17 protein-coding genes and 1 riboswitch are annotated in these 16,460 nt (G+C 61.8%); of the genes, 7 read left to right on the forward strand and 10 right to left on the reverse strand.

Annotated elements, in window-relative coordinates; all coding sequences use genetic code 11:
* Nucleotide 1: 1 nt before the first annotated feature.
* The 6 genes from QCE49_RS04360 to QCE49_RS04385 form a co-directional block, all read right to left on the reverse strand.
* Nucleotides 2-526: a hypothetical protein gene (locus QCE49_RS04360; RefSeq protein WP_008350584.1), complete on the reverse strand. Its 525-nt coding sequence runs from the start codon at nucleotides 524-526 to the stop codon at nucleotides 2-4.
* 124 nt (nucleotides 527-650) lie between these two features.
* A complete protein-coding gene (locus QCE49_RS04365; protein WP_175979897.1) occupies nucleotides 651-1,583 on the reverse strand; it encodes a DMT family transporter in 933 nt (310 codons plus the stop codon).
* Nucleotides 1,584-1,702: 119 nt separating this feature from the next.
* Entirely contained in the window at nucleotides 1,703-3,304 is a 1,602-nt protein-coding gene (locus tag QCE49_RS04370) for an L-lactate permease (protein WP_175979898.1), read from the reverse strand.
* A 257-nt stretch (nucleotides 3,305-3,561) separates the two neighbouring features.
* The gene (locus QCE49_RS04375) at nucleotides 3,562-3,690 is read right to left on the reverse strand and encodes a hypothetical protein (protein ID WP_268811669.1); all 129 of its coding nucleotides are present in this window, start codon (nucleotides 3,688-3,690) and stop codon (nucleotides 3,562-3,564) included.
* Between the two features lie 260 nt (nucleotides 3,691-3,950).
* Entirely contained in the window at nucleotides 3,951-4,475 is a 525-nt protein-coding gene (locus QCE49_RS04380; protein WP_051996818.1) for a hypothetical protein, read from the reverse strand.
* Nucleotides 4,476-4,680: 205 nt separating this feature from the next.
* Nucleotides 4,681-4,860, reverse strand: a complete 180-nt coding sequence (locus tag QCE49_RS04385) for a glycine zipper 2TM domain-containing protein (protein ID WP_372492622.1) — start codon at nucleotides 4,858-4,860, stop codon at nucleotides 4,681-4,683.
* 22 nt (nucleotides 4,861-4,882) lie between these two features.
* Between QCE49_RS04385 and QCE49_RS04390 the strand changes: the two genes are divergently transcribed.
* Complete coding sequence (locus QCE49_RS04390; protein ID WP_250456482.1) at nucleotides 4,883-5,113, forward strand: hypothetical protein; 231 nt, start codon at nucleotides 4,883-4,885, stop codon at nucleotides 5,111-5,113.
* Here QCE49_RS04390 and thiC read toward each other — a convergent pair.
* A complete protein-coding gene (gene thiC, locus QCE49_RS04395; protein ID WP_008350573.1) occupies nucleotides 5,101-7,032 on the reverse strand; it encodes a phosphomethylpyrimidine synthase ThiC in 1,932 nt (643 codons plus the stop codon). The two genes, QCE49_RS04390 and thiC, sit on opposite strands and share 13 nt — an antisense overlap.
* A gap of 129 nt (nucleotides 7,033-7,161) precedes the next feature.
* Nucleotides 7,162-7,302, reverse strand: a riboswitch (TPP riboswitch).
* A gap of 220 nt (nucleotides 7,303-7,522) precedes the next feature.
* On the opposite strand from thiC, the gene QCE49_RS04400 reads away from it, so the two are divergent.
* From QCE49_RS04400 to QCE49_RS04415, 4 genes are all read left to right on the forward strand, one after another.
* Nucleotides 7,523-8,464 (forward strand): EamA family transporter, encoded by a 942-nt coding sequence (locus tag QCE49_RS04400; RefSeq protein WP_250456480.1) that lies wholly within the window; start codon nucleotides 7,523-7,525, stop codon nucleotides 8,462-8,464.
* 455 nt (nucleotides 8,465-8,919) lie between these two features.
* The gene (locus tag QCE49_RS04405) at nucleotides 8,920-10,974 is read left to right on the forward strand and encodes a YadA family autotransporter adhesin (protein WP_250456479.1); all 2,055 of its coding nucleotides are present in this window, start codon (nucleotides 8,920-8,922) and stop codon (nucleotides 10,972-10,974) included.
* 199 nt (nucleotides 10,975-11,173) lie between these two features.
* Nucleotides 11,174-12,040 carry a hypothetical protein gene (locus QCE49_RS04410; protein ID WP_250456478.1) on the forward strand — a complete coding sequence of 289 codons (867 nt, stop codon included), beginning with the start codon at nucleotides 11,174-11,176 and terminating at the stop codon, nucleotides 12,038-12,040.
* 300 nt (nucleotides 12,041-12,340) lie between these two features.
* Nucleotides 12,341-13,123, forward strand: coding sequence for a DUF4397 domain-containing protein (locus QCE49_RS04415; RefSeq protein ID WP_008350569.1), 783 nt, complete (start codon nucleotides 12,341-12,343; stop codon nucleotides 13,121-13,123).
* Nucleotides 13,124-13,182: 59 nt separating this feature from the next.
* Here QCE49_RS04415 and QCE49_RS04420 read toward each other — a convergent pair whose 3' ends face one another.
* The 3 genes from QCE49_RS04420 to QCE49_RS04430 form a co-directional block, all read right to left on the reverse strand.
* Complete coding sequence (locus QCE49_RS04420) at nucleotides 13,183-13,824, reverse strand: dihydrofolate reductase family protein (protein WP_175980118.1); 642 nt, start codon at nucleotides 13,822-13,824, stop codon at nucleotides 13,183-13,185.
* Between the two features lie 293 nt (nucleotides 13,825-14,117).
* Nucleotides 14,118-14,252: an entericidin A/B family lipoprotein gene (locus tag QCE49_RS04425; protein ID WP_008350566.1), complete on the reverse strand. Its 135-nt coding sequence runs from the start codon at nucleotides 14,250-14,252 to the stop codon at nucleotides 14,118-14,120.
* Between the two features lie 188 nt (nucleotides 14,253-14,440).
* Nucleotides 14,441-15,904: a sensor histidine kinase gene (locus QCE49_RS04430; RefSeq protein WP_250456477.1), complete on the reverse strand. Its 1,464-nt coding sequence runs from the start codon at nucleotides 15,902-15,904 to the stop codon at nucleotides 14,441-14,443.
* 149 nt (nucleotides 15,905-16,053) lie between these two features.
* Here QCE49_RS04430 and QCE49_RS04435 point away from each other — a divergent pair, with 149 nt between their 5' ends.
* Both QCE49_RS04435 and QCE49_RS04440 read left to right on the forward strand, forming a co-directional pair.
* Nucleotides 16,054-16,230 carry a DUF1328 domain-containing protein gene (locus tag QCE49_RS04435; protein WP_008350561.1) on the forward strand — a complete coding sequence of 59 codons (177 nt, stop codon included), beginning with the start codon at nucleotides 16,054-16,056 and terminating at the stop codon, nucleotides 16,228-16,230.
* 54 nt (nucleotides 16,231-16,284) lie between these two features.
* A complete protein-coding gene (locus QCE49_RS04440; RefSeq protein ID WP_008350559.1) occupies nucleotides 16,285-16,446 on the forward strand; it encodes a DUF1328 family protein in 162 nt (53 codons plus the stop codon).
* The last annotated feature ends 14 nt before the right edge of the window (nucleotides 16,447-16,460 follow it).

The raw sequence follows: 16,460 nt of genomic DNA on the forward strand, positions 1-16,460 counted from the left end.
CTCAGCTTTGCCACTTCGGCGGCATGTCGACGCGCGGCCCGAAGAACCACGACTTGAGCACGTCGCGTCCGATCACGCGGCCCAGTTCGGCGAACGCACAGTAGTTGCCGATCATCAGCACGAGAAGGATCTGGACGGCCCAGAACTGCGGCCAGTTGATATGCGCGATGAGCGCCTGATTCGCGGCAGCAAGGCCGTGGGTCTCCTTCCAGAAGTCCAGCAGCCGCTCGAGATAGTGCAGGATGCCAGCGATGGCCGTGTAGATCAGCGTTTTCCAGGCGGCGTTCCAGACCAGCGGACGGTCCGGATAGCGGTTGATGAACGGCAGCATGTTGGCGATCAGCACGGACTTGCCGAGAATCAGCGAAGCGACGAGCACCGACATCGACGAGGTCAGCGAAATGCCGGTGCCCATTACCATCAACGCGCGCACGATGGCGACGGCATGCAGGAGGATGAAAAAGAAAACGGTCGGCGGGACCATTTTCATCATTTCGTGCTTGAGCTTGGCGAACAGATCGTGCATGACGGCTCCCGGCAAAAGCGCGAAGGATGACGCGGCGCCGCACGGCGTGCAACGGCATCCAAACAATTTCACCCTTGCGGACGATGCCGCCCGCACACCGCCGCTTTTCCCGAAAGCAGTATAGTCAGCGCGCGAATTTTCGCCGTCCGACGAACGGCACGCGTTTCACAACGCCCGTCGCGAGCGCGGTGCCCGCGAGCACGATCGCGCAGCCCGCCATCATGACGAGCGAGACGTGCTCGCCGAGAAAGAGCGCGCCCCACAGAATGCCGAACAGCGGAATCACGAACGTGACGGTCATCGCGCGCGCCGGGCCCGCGACCGCGACCAGATGGAAGTAGATGAAATACGCGATCCCCGTGCAGCCGATGCCGAGCGCGAGCACCGCGCCCCATGCGTGCGCGGAAACCGGCGCGGCGGGCCACGTAAAGAGCGCGATCGGCGCGAGCGTGAGCGTTGCGCCGATCATGCTGCCGGCCGCGTTGGTCATCGCGTCGACGTCCATCAGATACTTTTTCGCGAAGTTGCCCGCGACGCCGTAAAGCGCCGACGCCGCCAGCGCCGCCGCCGCCGCGAGCATGCCTTGCACCGGCAGCGCGGCGGCTTGCCCGGCGTGCTCCGGCGCGATCTGGTTCCACACCAGCACGAGCACGCCCGCGAAGCCGATCGCCATGCCGATCGTGCGCGCGGTCGTCAGGCGATCCTTGAGCCACAGGAAAGCGACGAGCGCGCCGAACAGCGGCGTCGTCGCGTTGATGACGGACGTGGCCCCGGCCGAAAGCGTCAATTCGGCATACGCGAAGAGACAAAACGGCGCGGCCGAGTTGAGAATGCCGACGGCGAGCAACTGAAGCCAGCGTTTCTTCAGCGTCGCGGCGGTTTGGGCGAGCGGCCGCCGCGAAAGCAGCATCGCGATCAGGAACACGGCGCCGATGCCCACGCGCACGGCCATCAGCGGCGCGACGCCGAACTCGGCGACGCCCACGCGGATGAAGAGAAACGACGCGCCCCACAGGGCGGCGAGGACGATCAGTTGCAGCAGATTGGCGGGTGACATGGCGGGCGGACTTCGCAAGGCTCATCGAAAGTCCGCGCATGTTAGCACCGCGTTCGTCTCAGAAATGGTCCGCCGGACGAAAGCGCAAGAAGCGGGAGAAACAGGAGAAGCGCGAAAGCTCAATGCGGCGGGATCATCCACGTCAGCACGTTTTGCTGCAGCCACACGAGCACGCCGAGCAGGATCGTCAGCAAGATCGAATGCTTGAACGTGCGCGCGAACACGAGGCCTTCCTTGCCTTTGAGCTCGGTGGTCGCGACGCCGGTCGAGATGTTTTGCGGCGAGATCATCTTGCCCATCACGCCGCCCGACGAATTGGTCGCCGCCATCAGCACCGGATTGAGGTTGAGCTGGTTCGCCGCGACGACCTGCAGATTGCCGAAGAGCGCGTTGCCCGACGTGTCGCTGCCGGAGAGGAACACCGCGACCCACCCGAGGAACGCGGACACGAGCGGGAAGAACGGCCCGACCGACGCCACGCCCAGACCGAGCGTGTAGTTCATGCCCGAGTAGTTCATCAGATACGCGAGGCCGACGATCGTCGCGACCGTCAGAATGGCGATGCGCGTCTGCACCCACGTATCGCCGATCGCCGCGACGTATTCGCGCGCGGGCAGCTTCACCATCAACGCGGTGATGATCGACGCGACCAGGATCGCCGTGCCCGTCGCGAGCGGCTGGAAATCCCAGATCGCGCCGTAAGGCTGCCTGTAGAGCGTGATGTAGACCGCCTTGTCGAGGCCCGGCCACGCGATTTTCACGTCGCCGATCATGAAGATCTTGAGCACCGTCCACACGATCACGACCACCGAGACCACGATCCACGGCACCCAGCCCTGGCCGCCCGGAATCGCCGAACGCGTCGCGCCGGCGCGCTCGACGTTCACCGCGAAGCGCTCGTCCGCGACCGGCTTCCACACGCGCAGGAACGCGATCGTCACGATCAGCGAGACGAGCGACGAAAGCACGTCGGTGAGCGCATAGCTGATGTAGTTCGACGTCACGAACTGCGTCAATGCGAACACGCCGCCCGAGACGAGCAGCACGGGCCAGATACGCATCATGTTGCGAAAGCCCGCGTAGATACCGATCACATAGAAGGGCAGAAAGAGCGCGAAGAACGGCAACTGGCGACCGACCATTTTGGCGAGCGCATCGGTGGGCAGGTGCGTCACTGCGCCGAGCACGGTGATCGGCACGCCGAGCGCGCCGAACGCGACCGGCGCCGTGTTGAAGATCAACGTGAAGGTCAGCGCTTCGAGCGTCGGGAAGCCGAGCAGGATCAAGAGCGAACTCGTGATTGCGATCGGCGTGCCGAAGCCCGAAATCCCTTCGAGCAGCGCGCCGAACGAGAAGCCGATCACGACGAGCACGATGCGCCGGTCGTTCGGCAGGTTATCGACCATCCACACGCGAAACGCTTCGAAGCGCCCCGAGCGTTGGGCGACGTTGTAGAGCAGGATCGCGGCGAAGACGATCCACATGACGGGCCACAGCGCGAACACGGCGCCGGCCGCGACCGAATCGAGCGCGAGCCCGACCGGAAAATGCCAGCCCGCGATGGCGATGACGAGCGCAAGGACTAGCCCCGCGAGCGACGCCTGCCACGCGGGACGGCGCGCCCAGCCGAGCAGCACGAGCACGAGGATGATCGGCAGCGCGGCGACGATGAAGGATGCGAACAGGGAATTGGCGATCGGGGTGAGTAGCTGGTGGAACATCGGGTCTCCTTCGTTCTGTCATGAACCGAAGCGGCGCCAACGCGAAGCCGCGATGCGCGTGGAGTTCGATGTCCGGTCGCCGGCTTAAGCAACCGCATAACGCGCACACTAAGAATAGGGCGCGAAGGGCATGCGTCAAGGCGTGAATGCCCGTCCATTCCGGCCACGGCGTGGCGCGCAGAGGTGAATGGACGTGAAGGGACGCGCCGCTTGCGGGCGCGTCATCGATGCGGATGGAGAAGCACGGACGAGCGCGATCAGCCCTCGGCGACGGCGCTCGGCGCGCTCTCGTCGCGACCGGCCGATGGCGTCTGGCGGAAGACCCACACGGTCAGAAGGCCGAGCGAGGCGAAAATCCACAGCAGGAAAAACACGAAGGCCATCATGTCCGATCCCCCGATACGGAAAAGTGCGCGGAACAACGGTTATCGCCGTTGCGACTCGATGCAGGGAAGCTATGTAGCCAAAACCGTGCCAATCATCTGGCGAATAGTGGCGAAGCCTTGTCGGATAAGGAAAGTGCGCCGGCGCACGATGAAGCGCGTCGTGCGCGCGAGCCCGTGTCGAAAGGAAAATGTTGCAGCAGTGTTACGCGGCAAGGCGACAAACGGCTTTTTGTCTCACCTGGCGTATCGCGGCGCGGCGATCAGTGTCCGCGGCCGCCGCCTCCGCCGCCATGCCAACTGCCGCCGCCGCCGTGCCAGCCGCCGCCCCCATGCCACCCGCCGCCGCCGTGCCATCCGCCACCGTGGTAGCCGCCGCGATAGCCATGTCCCCAGCAGCATCCGCTGCCGCCCCAGTAGCCGAAGCTGAACGAAACCGCCGGATAACCGTAGCCGTAGCCGTAGTACGCCGGATAGCCGTAGTACGGGTAAGCCGCATACGGCGGGTAATACGGATAGGGATACGTCCGGTAGTAGTCGGAGTACGACGAGCCGACGGCGTATTCGTACTGTGGCGGCAAGGTCGCGGATGACGTCGGCGTGGCCGCCGTGCCGGACGCGGGCAACGCAAATTCCCGCTGCGTGTAGGTCGCGCCGACGACAGGCGCGGGCGGATAAGCTGGATAAGCCGGATAACCGTAAGGGTAATAACATCCGCCGAGAAGAAGCCCGGCGGCGAGCGCTGCGGCGGCCGTCCTGGGTCCGGACATGCTGCGGGCGGAAATCATGGCACTGCTCCTTGCGTTACGGCTTGCGGGACGTGGGATCGAATGAAATTGGCCCCTTAAGAAGCAGCTTAGTCGAACGACAACCGGGAGGCGCGCCGCGTGATGTGAAAAAGCATTGCGGCGCGCCTTTATGTAACAGAAATGAAACAGCGGGTCGTTGATGGCGGCGAAACGCGTCCGTTGCGTCGTTCAGACGATGTTCGCGCTACTTCCCGACCTGATTGCCGATAATCCCGCCGACCGCCGCGCCGCCGAGCGTCGAAAGCGCGCTGCCGCCGATCACCGCGCCGCCCGCCGCACCGACGCCGGCGCCGATAGCCGTATCCCGTTGACGCGTGGTCATGTCGCCGCAAGCGGTCAGTCCTCCCAGAAACCCAACGATCATTGCAGCGGCGCCGATCTGTTTGATGATTTTCATGTCGACTCTCCAATTCGAAGATGAGATGAATCGGCTGCGGCTCGGCCGCATTTGCGCCGGTTCACGCACTCAACCAGCAGAAAAGATGCCCGAATCGTCGGATGAACCGCTCATTCAGGCCCGGCAAGGCTTTGCGCCCGGCGCACACATAAAAAACGGCCTGCCGCACGCGCTGTGCGACAGGCCGTTGTCAGCGAGTCAGAAGCTTCAGGTCGGCTGATAGATTTCCGAGCCCTTTTTCACGAACTCGATCGCCTTCGTCTCCATGCCCTTGGCGAGCGCCTCGCTTTCGCTGACACCTTGCTTCGCCGCGAAATCGCGCACGTCCTGCGTGATCTTCATCGAGCAGAAGTGCGGGCCGCACATCGAGCAGAAATGCGCGACCTTCGCGGAATCCTTCGGCAGCGTTTCGTCGTGGAATTCGCGCGCCTTGTCCGGATCGAGACCGAGATTGAACTGGTCTTCCCAGCGGAATTCGAAGCGTGCCTTCGACAGCGCGTTGTCCCGCACCTGCGCGCCCGGATGACCCTTCGCGAGATCGGCCGCGTGCGCCGCGAGCTTGTACGTGATGATGCCTTCCTTCACGTCGTCCTTGTTCGGCAGCCCCAGGTGTTCCTTGGGCGTGACGTAGCAGAGCATCGCGGTGCCGAACCAGCCGATCATCGCAGCGCCGATGCCCGACGTGATGTGGTCGTAACCCGGCGCGATGTCGGTCGTCAGCGGCCCGAGCGTGTAGAAGGGCGCTTCGTCGCACCATTCCAGTTGCAGGTCCATGTTTTCCTTGATGAGCTGCATCGGAACGTGGCCGGGGCCTTCGATCATCACCTGCACGTCGTGCTTCCACGCGATCTGCGTCAGTTCGCCGAGCGTCTTCAGTTCGCCGAGCTGGGCTTCGTCATTGGCGTCGTAGATCGAGCCGGGGCGCAGGCCGTCGCCGAGGGAGAACGAGACATCGTATTGCTTCATGATTTCGCAGATGTCTTCGAAGTGCTCGTAAATGAAGCTTTCCTTGTGATGCGCGAGGCACCACTTCGCCATGATCGAGCCGCCGCGCGACACGATGCCCGTCATGCGGTTCGCGGTCAGCGGCACGTATTGCAGGCGCACGCCGGCGTGAATCGTGAAGTAATCGACGCCTTGCTCCGCCTGCTCGATGAGCGTGTCGCGGAAGATTTCCCACGTCAGGTCTTCGGCCTTGCCGTTCACCTTTTCGAGCGCCTGATAGATTGGCACCGTGCCGATCGGCACCGGCGAATTGCGGATGATCCACTCGCGCGTTTCGTGGATGTGCTTGCCGGTCGACAGATCCATGACCGTGTCGCCGCCCCAGCGAATTGCCCACGTCATCTTGTCGACTTCCTCGCCGATCGACGACGTGACCGCCGAATTGCCGATGTTCGCGTTGATCTTCACGAGGAAGTTGCGGCCGATGATCATCGGCTCGCTTTCCGGGTGATTGATGTTCGCGGGGATGATCGCGCGGCCGCGCGCCACTTCCTCGCGCACGAATTCAGGCGTGATTTCCTTCGCCGCGTCCTTGCCGAACGCCGCCGCGCCGAAGGCTTGTCCGGCGTGCTGGCGGCCCATCATCTTCGCGAGCTTTTCGCCGTTGGGGCCGCTCGTGCGCAGGCTTTCGAGATACTCCGCGCGACGCTGGTTCTCGCGAATCGCGATGTACTCCATCTCCGGCGTGATGATGCCTTGCCGCGCGTAGTGCATCTGCGAGACGTTCTTGCCGGCGAGCGCGCGGCGCGGATGACGGTGCAAACCCGGAAAGCGCAGTTCGGCCGTTTTCGGATCGGCGGCGCGCTCGCGGCCGAACTCGCTCGACAGGCCGCTCAGTTCCTCGGTGTCGCCGCGCTTTTCGATCCACGCGCCGCGCAGCGCGGGCAGACCGCTGCGAATGTCGATCTGCGCGTCGGGATCGGTATACGGGCCCGACGTGTCGTACACGTAGACGGGCGGATTCTTCTCGCCGCCGAAGCCGTCGGGCGTGTCGGATTGCGTGATCTCGCGCATCGGCACGCGGATGTCGGGCGTCGAACCTTCGACATAGACCTTGCGCGAGTTCGGCAGCGGCGCGATGGCGGCGGCATCGACGACGGCGTTTTCCGAGAGGAACTTCGGGTTGGCATTCATGTGCTTGATCTCCTAAGGGACGTTTTTTTTCAGCACGAGCGATGTCGTAGCTCGTGGTGACTCAGGAGCTAAACAGGGAGGAACGAGATGGAAAGGTACGGGTTCGGTTGAAGTGGCGTGGACTGCGGCCTATGGAACCCGAACGCTTCCCTGCGCTGGCATTATCCAGATCAGGTTCAAAGGGTATTTCTCACCCACGCCACACGAAGCGCTTCGTCGATGAAACCGCACGAAACCGCGATGTGCAACGCAGGACCCCCGCGTTAGCAGCCGACACGTTACACCGCGGCGTGGCGTCTTGGCAACCATCCCGAAAATGAGCCGATGGATGCGAGCGCTTACTGCATAATGTCGGGCGCCGCGGATTTCCGGGTTTTCCCGAAGGTCGCGCGGTCCTTCCTCGCGCCATTCCCCTTTGCTTTACGCCATGTCGTTCTGTCTGGTTTTGCCCGTTTTTCTCCGGCGCGCAGCCGTCGCCGCGGAGTGATGCATGTCCGCACTGCCTCCGCCGCGCCTGCCGTTCAGCTTCCCTGACCGTTTTCCGTTTCGCGCGCCGCGCTCTTTCAAGGGGCAGGTCGCGCTTGCACTGACGGTCGTCTATCTCGTTTGGGGATCGACGTATCTCTGCATCCATCTCGCGCTCGAATCTTTTCCGCCGTTGATGCTCGGCGGGCTGCGCAATCTGTTCGCGGGCATCGGGCTATTCTTGATCGCGGTGCATCGCAAGTCGGTGTGGCCCAGCGCGCGGGAAGTGCGCAACGCGGCGATCGTCGGCACGTTGCTGGAAGGTCTGTCGAGCGGGATGATGGCTTACGGCATGCGGACCGTGGGGACCGGCACGGCCGCCGTGATGGTCGCGACGGTGCCGCTTTTCGCGACGATCTTCACCGCGCTCAGCGGACGCGGCGTCGCGAAAGGCGAGTGGTTCGCGGTGGCGCTGGGTCTGCTCGGGATCGTGCTGCTGAATCACGGCGATCCCTCGCCGAGTTCGACGGTCGGCACGCTGGCGATTCTGTGCGCCGCGATCTTCTGGGCGGGCGGCGCGCATCTGGCGACGCGCCTGCCGCAGCCTTCCGATCTGCTGATGTCGACGGCGCTGCAGATCGGTTTGGGCGGATTGATCGCGACGGCGATCGCGTTCGCATCGGGCGAGCGGTTGGCGAGCGTCGGTGTCGGCGCGGGGTTCTCGTTTTTGTATCTCGTCGTGATCGGTTCGATGGCCGCTTATGTCGCGTATAACTTTCTGATACGCAATACGAGCACGATCGTCGCGACGAGTTGTCTTTATGTGAATCCGGTGGTGGCGGTTGGTTTGGGCGCGCTGCTGCTCGGGGAAATCGTCACGCAGTGGACCGTGATTGCGACCGTTGTGATTCTGCTTTCCGTTGGGCTGTCGTTCTGGTTTGATCAGCGGCGGCGGGGGATGGCGTAACGGCGCACTTTCTTCGCACGATGTTTGGAAAAATGCACGACAAACCGGACTCGGCGAATTGAAATCTCGGCAATACCAGATACAAAAATTGCCGAAATCGAGCGCTCGTCCAGAGCGCATCGCACTGGTCAACATACCCATCTAGATGCGACAAAATACTCAGGCATGCTTAATTGCGGCCCTTATGTAACTATTACATAATTGCTCTCACGCAGTCGGGTTTGTCTCTTCTATATAGTTAGGATGACAGATAATTAACTGTGCAGTTTGTCTCCCATTTTTGTAAAGCGATGCACTAAAAGTCGGGCATTTTCGGCCCGGCGAAAGGAGGATCACAACATTGAGCTAACGCAGATTATGGCATTGAGAAAAGACCGCGTTCGGCGAACCTTGGCCGGGAGCCGAACGCGTCAAAACGTACAAACAACGACGTTCTTGTTGTGAGGAAATTATAAATGAAAGTTCAACAGATGCGATTCAAGCCCGTCATGCTGGCTGTCTTGACTACCATGGCAGTTCTAGCGAGCGCCAATGTGTCGGCAGGATCGGTTAACGGGTGGAATAACAGGGTCGGCCCGAATGTGTCCCGTGATGGCACGAACGTCGTCGGCGACAACAACACGGTGTCTCGTGATGGTACCAATATCGTTGGTGACAACAACGACGCTGCGGCGACCGGAACCATGATCGGCAACGGTCAGTCGAACCGCTTGGCAGACAGCGTACTGATCGGAAACGGCGCCAACGCGTATTCAACGGGTGACGAATATTCCAATGATGCACCGGCTGTCGCGATCGGTCTGAATAGCAGTGCGCGGCAGAACAGTATTGCAATAGGTCCGAATGCCACGACCACATACGCAGATGCGATTGCCATTGGCGCAAACACTCGCGCGAGTGCGAACGGGGTAGTGATAGGTATCGATGCCTACGGAGGGGGATGGGACGCCACCGCGATCGGTGCCCAAGCTCGTGCCGACAGTTATGGTCTTGCAGTCGGAGCGAGCGCGAAGGCGTCTGGCGCGAGCCTCGCCATCGGAGCGGGTACGCAAGCCCAAAACGACAGTATTGCCATCGGAAAGGGCACACGAGCATCCGGCCAATACAGCACAGCGTTGGGCAATAATGCGATCGCCGAAGATGGCTGGTTCCCGGTGGCATTTGGCAACAATGCCCATGCGAACGGCAACGGCGCGATTGCGATCGGATATGACGCGCGAACGGACGGACCCTCGATTGCAATTGGCGCCGCTCCTTACGCTCAAGGCGATGCTAGCATCGCGATCGGTCGTTACGTTAAAGCAACGGGCAATGCCGTGACAGCACTCGGGGACAGCGCAAGAGCTACTAATGAAAATGCAACAGCGATCGGCGAAAACTCTGTCGCTGAAGGGTGGGGCTCCGTCGCAGTCGGCGGCGGGGCGAAAGCCGGCGATCACTTCTCCGCGGCGTTTGGTTCGGCGGCGAATGCTTCAGGTTGGTTGAGCATTGCTGCTGGTGGCTACAGCCGAGCAGCGGGTGAAGAAAGCGCAGCCTTCGGTAACGGCTCCTATGCTCAAAATAAATACTCGGTGGCGCTCGGCTCCGGCGCGCAATCAAGCGGTCTCAACTCAGTCGCACTGGGTGCGAACGCAAACGATTTTGGTCAAAGCAATGTGGTCAGCGTCGGTGGAGATTGGGGCTTTTCCCGACGCATTATCGGCGTAGCGAATGGAATTGACGGCAATGACGCTGTCAACATGTCGCAGCTAAACGCGGTGAGTGCCCAAGTCGCGCAGAACACAGCGAGCATCGCGGCTTTGCGTGGTGGCGTCAGAGCGACGTTCGTGGGCGCGTCGCTTCCATCGGGCGTCGAAGTCGCCGCAAAGAGCGCTCCTTCTCTGCTCGGGGCAACGTCGGACGTAGGTGCGACACCGGTGGTCTCTGCGTCAATAAGCGGCTCCAGTCTGCTGTTCGCCCTTGACGGCGATCCGTCAGAGGCTGCTGTCGCAAGCGCTACGCACTCGATGGCAATGGGCGCTAACGCTAACGCCAACGCCGACAATTCCGTCGCGCTCGGTGCCGATTCGGTCGCTAATCGCGCGAACACCGTCTCGGTCGGCGCATCAGGCAGCGAACGGCAGATCACGAACGTGGCCGCCGGTACGCAAGGCACCGACGCCGTCAACGTCGATCAGTTGAACAGCGCGGTGAAGCAGGCCAACGGCTACACCGACGAGGCCATCGCAGGGGCGAATTCCTACACCGACCAAGCCGTTGCAGGTGCGAAGAACGAGATGAAGCACTACGCCGACCGCGCCGCCGCTGCAACTCTCGCGATCCCGAGCATTCCGGTGCTCAACGTCGGTGAGAAGTGGGTCGGCACGGCCGTCGGCAACTACGGCTCCGCGACGGCTGTCGGTCTCGCGGCCGCCTATCAGGCGACGGCGAACCTGAACATTGGTCTGGGGGTGTCGACAGGCACGAGCGGTCCGGTCGCAATGAAAGCACAGGCGGGATATCGCTGGTAAGCAGCTGTTGCGGAGGACGATTTTATGCGGGATCCGTCCTCCGCAGCGATCTAGATGTGTTCACAGCGGACCTGAACACGTGCGCTCGGATCATCGATTCGGCAAAGCGCGGGCGGCAGATGTAAAGCTTCAAGAGAGCGATGATCATCAGCAAGAAAATGATGAGCTATACTTATCGATTTAGGATGGAGCATCGATCATGCGGCTTGAAGGGGTGTACATAAATCTTGAAAGAAGTAAGGAGCGTCGACATTCAATCGAGCGTCAGCTGCATGATTTGGGCTGCGAAGATTGGATCAAGCGTTTCGCCGCAGTCGATGGAAGCACGCGTGGGCCGTTCGTCGGCGTTGTTGAAAACAGTGTTTGGGCGTGTCGACAGTCGCACACGGAGGCTATTGCAGACTCTGATGATTCGTCGGCTCTTCTGATTTTGGAGGACGATGTAGAAATCAGTCGTTCTTTTTCGAAAATAGCGAATCCAGCCACGCTAAGTGAATTTATCGCTAGAAATCCGACCTGCGATATTCTTTTTTTAGACTGTTGCTCCTTCTATGCACAGGCGCCCTTCCTGTTATCTCTTAGTGAGATACAAATGAAGAATCGGATGCGCGGCGATGCTTCGGAAGAGGATAGACATGCGCTCTCAGGCGTGAGCATTATTGACGCACGTGGGATCTTTGCATATTGCTCTGCCTGTTACGTCGTGACTCCGAAGGGAAAGCAAACACTGCGGCAGCTTTTCTCTGAAGAGCCGGATCCCGGAATAGCGGTGGATATTCTGTACCGGGATTGGATTTCCAGTGGACGTGTGATGGCAAATCTGACTGTTCCGTTCCTGGCGACGCCTAGCTTTAGGAACGTTTCAACGATTCCCTATGAAAAGCTCGACTATCTCCCGGTAGGGGAGAGAGAAGGGCTCCTTGCTAACGCGATTCGGCGTCTGTTATTTGCGGGCGATCACCGGCTCGACATGACGGAAATGGCCGCGTTGATTTCCGATGCGGAAGGGTCGCCTGAATATGAACTTGGAATGAAACTGTATCAATCCTGTCGCGCAATGGCATAGCCGCAAGTGCTCCTTCTGGTTCCCTCGTCGACACGTTATCTCGTGAAGCTTGATCTGGAGAATGCCGGCGCGCGGTCAACGATGCTTGTCCACAGTTCGAGCCTCCCTGCGCCGAACCGGGGCACAGGGATTGCTAACGCCGGTTACCCCGTCGCGGTGTCATTCGCGGTAAGCGTCGCCGCTGACGGTGAGCAAGGCCAAAACGGGAGAGTCCCGGCCTCAAACCTCGAAACGCACCACGCCTTACGAAACGCACTGCGGACTCAAACAACGATTAAAACCAAGAGAAAAGGTGAAACCATGAAGCTCATCCGCACCGCTGCCGCGCTTGCCGCCGTCGCCGCTTTGCTCTCCGCTTGCGGCGGAAGCTCCGATGACGTCGGCAAGGAAATCGGCGTCACTCAGCCGCAAGTCCATTTCATCCACGCGATCCCGAGCGGCCCGAACGTCGACTTCTACGACAACAGCAAGATCCTGCAGCCGAATCTCGCCTATAAGGCGGTGACGAACTTCGCGAACATCGACACGGGCCAGCACAACTTTTCCTACGCCGCCGTCAACACGACGACGCAACTCGCGACCGACACGACCATCTCGAACGCGGCGAAAGGGCACGAATACACGGTGATCGCGCTGCCGGACGCGGGCTTCGTGCCGTCGATCGCGGTGATCGACGATCCGTTCGACAAGGGCCTGCTATCGAGCAGCGCACGCGTGCGCGCGTTCAACGCATCGACGAACGCGCCGAACCTCGACATCTATCTCGTCGCGCCGGGCACGAACATCTCGACCGTCAGCCCGACGATGGCGGGCGTGGCCTACAAGAACGCCGTACCGGCGACGACGCAAGACTCGATCTACGTCTCCGGCGGCACGTATCAACTGATCGCGACGCTGCCGGGCTCGAAGACGCCGGTCTATAAATCGGCGTCGTTCGATCTCGTCAACAACGCGGACTGGCTCGTGACGACGCTGCCTTCGGGAAATGCAGCCACGCAACTCGTGCCCGAGAAGATTCGCGTGCTCGTCGCGCAGGGTGGCAACACGCAGCAGCCGGCGCTCGAACTGCCCGACACGCAATAAGGCATGAACCGCACAGCCCGGCCGGAAGAATCGGCCGGGCTTTTTCGTATCGCGCGCAGCTACTTCGCAAGGACGATGTGCGTGGCCCGCTCCGTCGGAACGTGCTCGACCGTCCGATATCCCAAAGCGCGCAAATCCAGACCGTCGAAGAGCGATTCCCCTTGCCCGAGCGCCACCGGCGCGAAAGCGAGGTGGATTTCATCCACATGGCCGGCCTGAATGTATTGCTTGACCGTGGCCGCTCCGCCGCCGATCTTGATGTCCTTCGCGCCGGCCGCTTCGCGTGCCTTTTGCAGCGCGACCTCGATGCCGTCCGAGACGAAGTGAAACGTCGTCCCGCCTTGCATCCGAATCGGCGGACGCGGGTAATGGGTCAGCACGAAAGTCGGCGCATGATAGGGCGGATCCTCACCCCACCATCCTTTCCATTGTTCATCCGGCCATTCGCCGCGAATCGGCCCGAACATGTTGCGCCCGAGGATGAACGCGCCGAATCCGTCCATCGCGCGCCGGGCGAAGTCGTCATCGACACCGGTTTCGCCGTCGTCTTTTCCCTGCATCCGCCGAAACGTCTGCGTCGGGAAAAACCACTGAAAGAGCTCCGGGCCCCGCACCCCGAGCGGATGTTCCAGACTCTGACCGGTTCCCGCGGCGAAGCCATCGAGCGAAACGCCGAACCCGGCTACTTTTACTTTGGCCATTCGTGTCTCCGTTTGCGCTGTGAATCCCGATGTCTGAAGCCAGGCATCATCGCTCAGGAAGGCATCGAGATGAGCGAACTCTATCGCAGCGAAGGGGATCTGGGTCATCGGCGTCATTGTGCAGAGAATGACGCGTGACCCGTGGGACGCCGCGAGCGGCCTGGACGACACACGAACGGCTCCAAAGACAAAAAAAATCCCGCCACGCGAAGGTGGCGGGAAGAGAGAGAACTACGTCAACGCTATGGAACGCCTGAGCGGGAACGCCGCAGCGAAGCGGCGCGCCTCGTGAATTACTTGTGCTGCTCCGCGGAGTTCGAGATGGCCTGGCCGCCCTTCGAGATGTCCTGACCGGCTCCCGAAACGGTGTTGCAGCCTGCGAGAGCCGCGCTGCCGGCGATGAGGAGTAGAGCGATGAGTCGAGTCATGTGTATTCCCCTTGGAGTTGAAATGCGTGACAGGAAAAACGGTTCGCGCATCGTGTGTGGTCGACGGGCGCCTGGCTGACGTCCTGTCTTACCGGTGTGAACAATCATAAAAAAGCGCATCGTTCGCGGATGTAGGCACGCATGCGATTCTGGTGTCGGCGTCGTCCGCATTTCGTGTCGGCGCCGTCCTACGTGGATGCCGCCACGACCGGCGCATCGGCGCTGCGCTCGCGCGGCATCGACACGCTGATCGCCGTGCCGCGCGGCGTCGCGCGCTCGATCTCGAAGCGTCCGCCGCGCGCCGACACGCGCTGCCGCATGCCGACGAGCCCATGCGTCTGCGTGCGCTTCAAATCCTGCGGCCGAATGCCGATGCCGTCGTCGGTGATCGAGAGCGACACGTTCGCTTCATCGACCGTCAGCGCCACGCGGATACGGCTCGCGTGCGCGTACTTCGCCGCGTTCGTGAGCGTCTCCTGCGCGACGCGGAAAAGCGCGATTTCGATCGCCTCGCCGAGCTTCACGTCCTCGCCCGGCAGATCGAATTCGACGTTCCAGCCGTTGCGCTGCGCGGCTTCATCGGCGAGCGAGCGCAGCGCCGTGACGAGACCGAAGTTGGCGAGCACCGTCGGGCGCATGTCCTCGATGATGCGGCGCTTCAACGCAATGCCCTGATCCAGATTGCCGAGCGCGCGCGCGAGTTTTTCGGCCATCGCGGGCTCGCTGTCCTTCAGCTTGCCGCGCACCCACGCGACATCCATCTTGCTCGCGGTGAGGATCGAGCCGAGTTCGTCGTGCAGTTCGCGCGCGAGCTCCGTCTTCTCGTTTTCGCTGACGGACTGCAAGTGCCACGCGAGCGCCTCGAGCTGACGCGTGCGCGCGAACACGAGCTGATCGAGCTCTTCCTGCTGCGTAATGAGCGCCTTCTGCACGCGCGCCTGCTTGTCGAGCTGAATGCCGAGATTACGAAACAGCAGGATGAATAGCACGATGTTGAGGGCGCACAACGCGCCCACGCACAGCGTCGAGATGCGCTGGTCGGCGCGGCTCGCGTCGAGCGCGTGTTGCGCGCGCTGCTCTTCGTTCAGGCGCAACAGCGACAGCGCCGCATCGAGCGTGGCGCTCGCGTCGGGTGGCGGCAGCGCACGCGTGGCATCGGGCGAATCGGCGATGCGCGCGGTGCCTTGCGCGATTTCATCGTCGGCGGCGGCGCGGATCTGCGCGAAGCTCGCGAGCGCGGTGTCGTCACCGATGCGCCGGTAATACGCATCGAGCCACGCCAGCGTGCGCCGCACGCGTCCGGCCGCGTCGCGGAAATGCGCCTGATACGCGTCGTCGGCCTGTAGCGCGAAGCCGCGTTCGTCGGCGGTGAGCGCGGCGATATCGGCGGCGAGCATCGAAAGCTGCGCGGTCGCGCCTTTCGCTTCGAGCGCGGTCTCGTATTCCGACGCGATCCGCATGCGCCCCGATTCCAGAATGATCAGCCCGCCGACCGTGATGACGATCGCCACCGTCATCGCGACCGCCCAGCTATAGCGGCGCATCCAGTCGTTGAAGCGCGTGGCGCGGCGCGCGATGCCTTCCGGCGCGGGCGGCGGCGTGTCCTCGGGCAAGATCGTCGTCGGTATCGCGGTGGGCGGTACGTGGCTCATGGCGTGGGTCGTCCGGCGTTTCACTTAGAGCAGCCGATTTGAAAGCAAGTGTCGGTGGATTCCCACAGCAAAAAAGGAGCCTGCCCGAATGCGCGGCGCGCATCGCGTGGCTACGATAGTTCCGTCATCCACTCCTACGGGGAACGATCATGCTGAAGTGGGCCTTGTTTTTCGCGATCGTAGCCGTGATCGCCGGCGTGCTGGGGTTCACCGGCGTCGCTGCCGGAGCGGCCGCCATCGCCAAGTTCCTGTTCGTGCTGTTCCTGATCCTGTGCGTCGTGTTTCTCGTGCTCGGCTTCGTCGTCACGAAAAAAGCGATCGATTAGCGGCGTTCCGGACGTATCGACAAAACGTAATCAACAACTCAGGAAGGAGGTCACATGCTTCATTACGCTGCAGTCTTCTTCGTCATCGCCCTCATCGCGGCCGTGTTCGGTTTCACGGGCATCGCGGCCGGCGCGGCGGAAATCGCGAAGATCCTTTTCTTCATTTTTCTCGTCGTGTTCGTGGTCACTTTGCTGCTCGGCGTGTTCCGAACGTGACGCCCGCTTAGCTA

Source organism: Caballeronia sp. LZ008, from assembly GCF_031451435.1.
GTDB lineage: Bacteria > Pseudomonadota > Gammaproteobacteria > Burkholderiales > Burkholderiaceae > Caballeronia > Caballeronia zhejiangensis.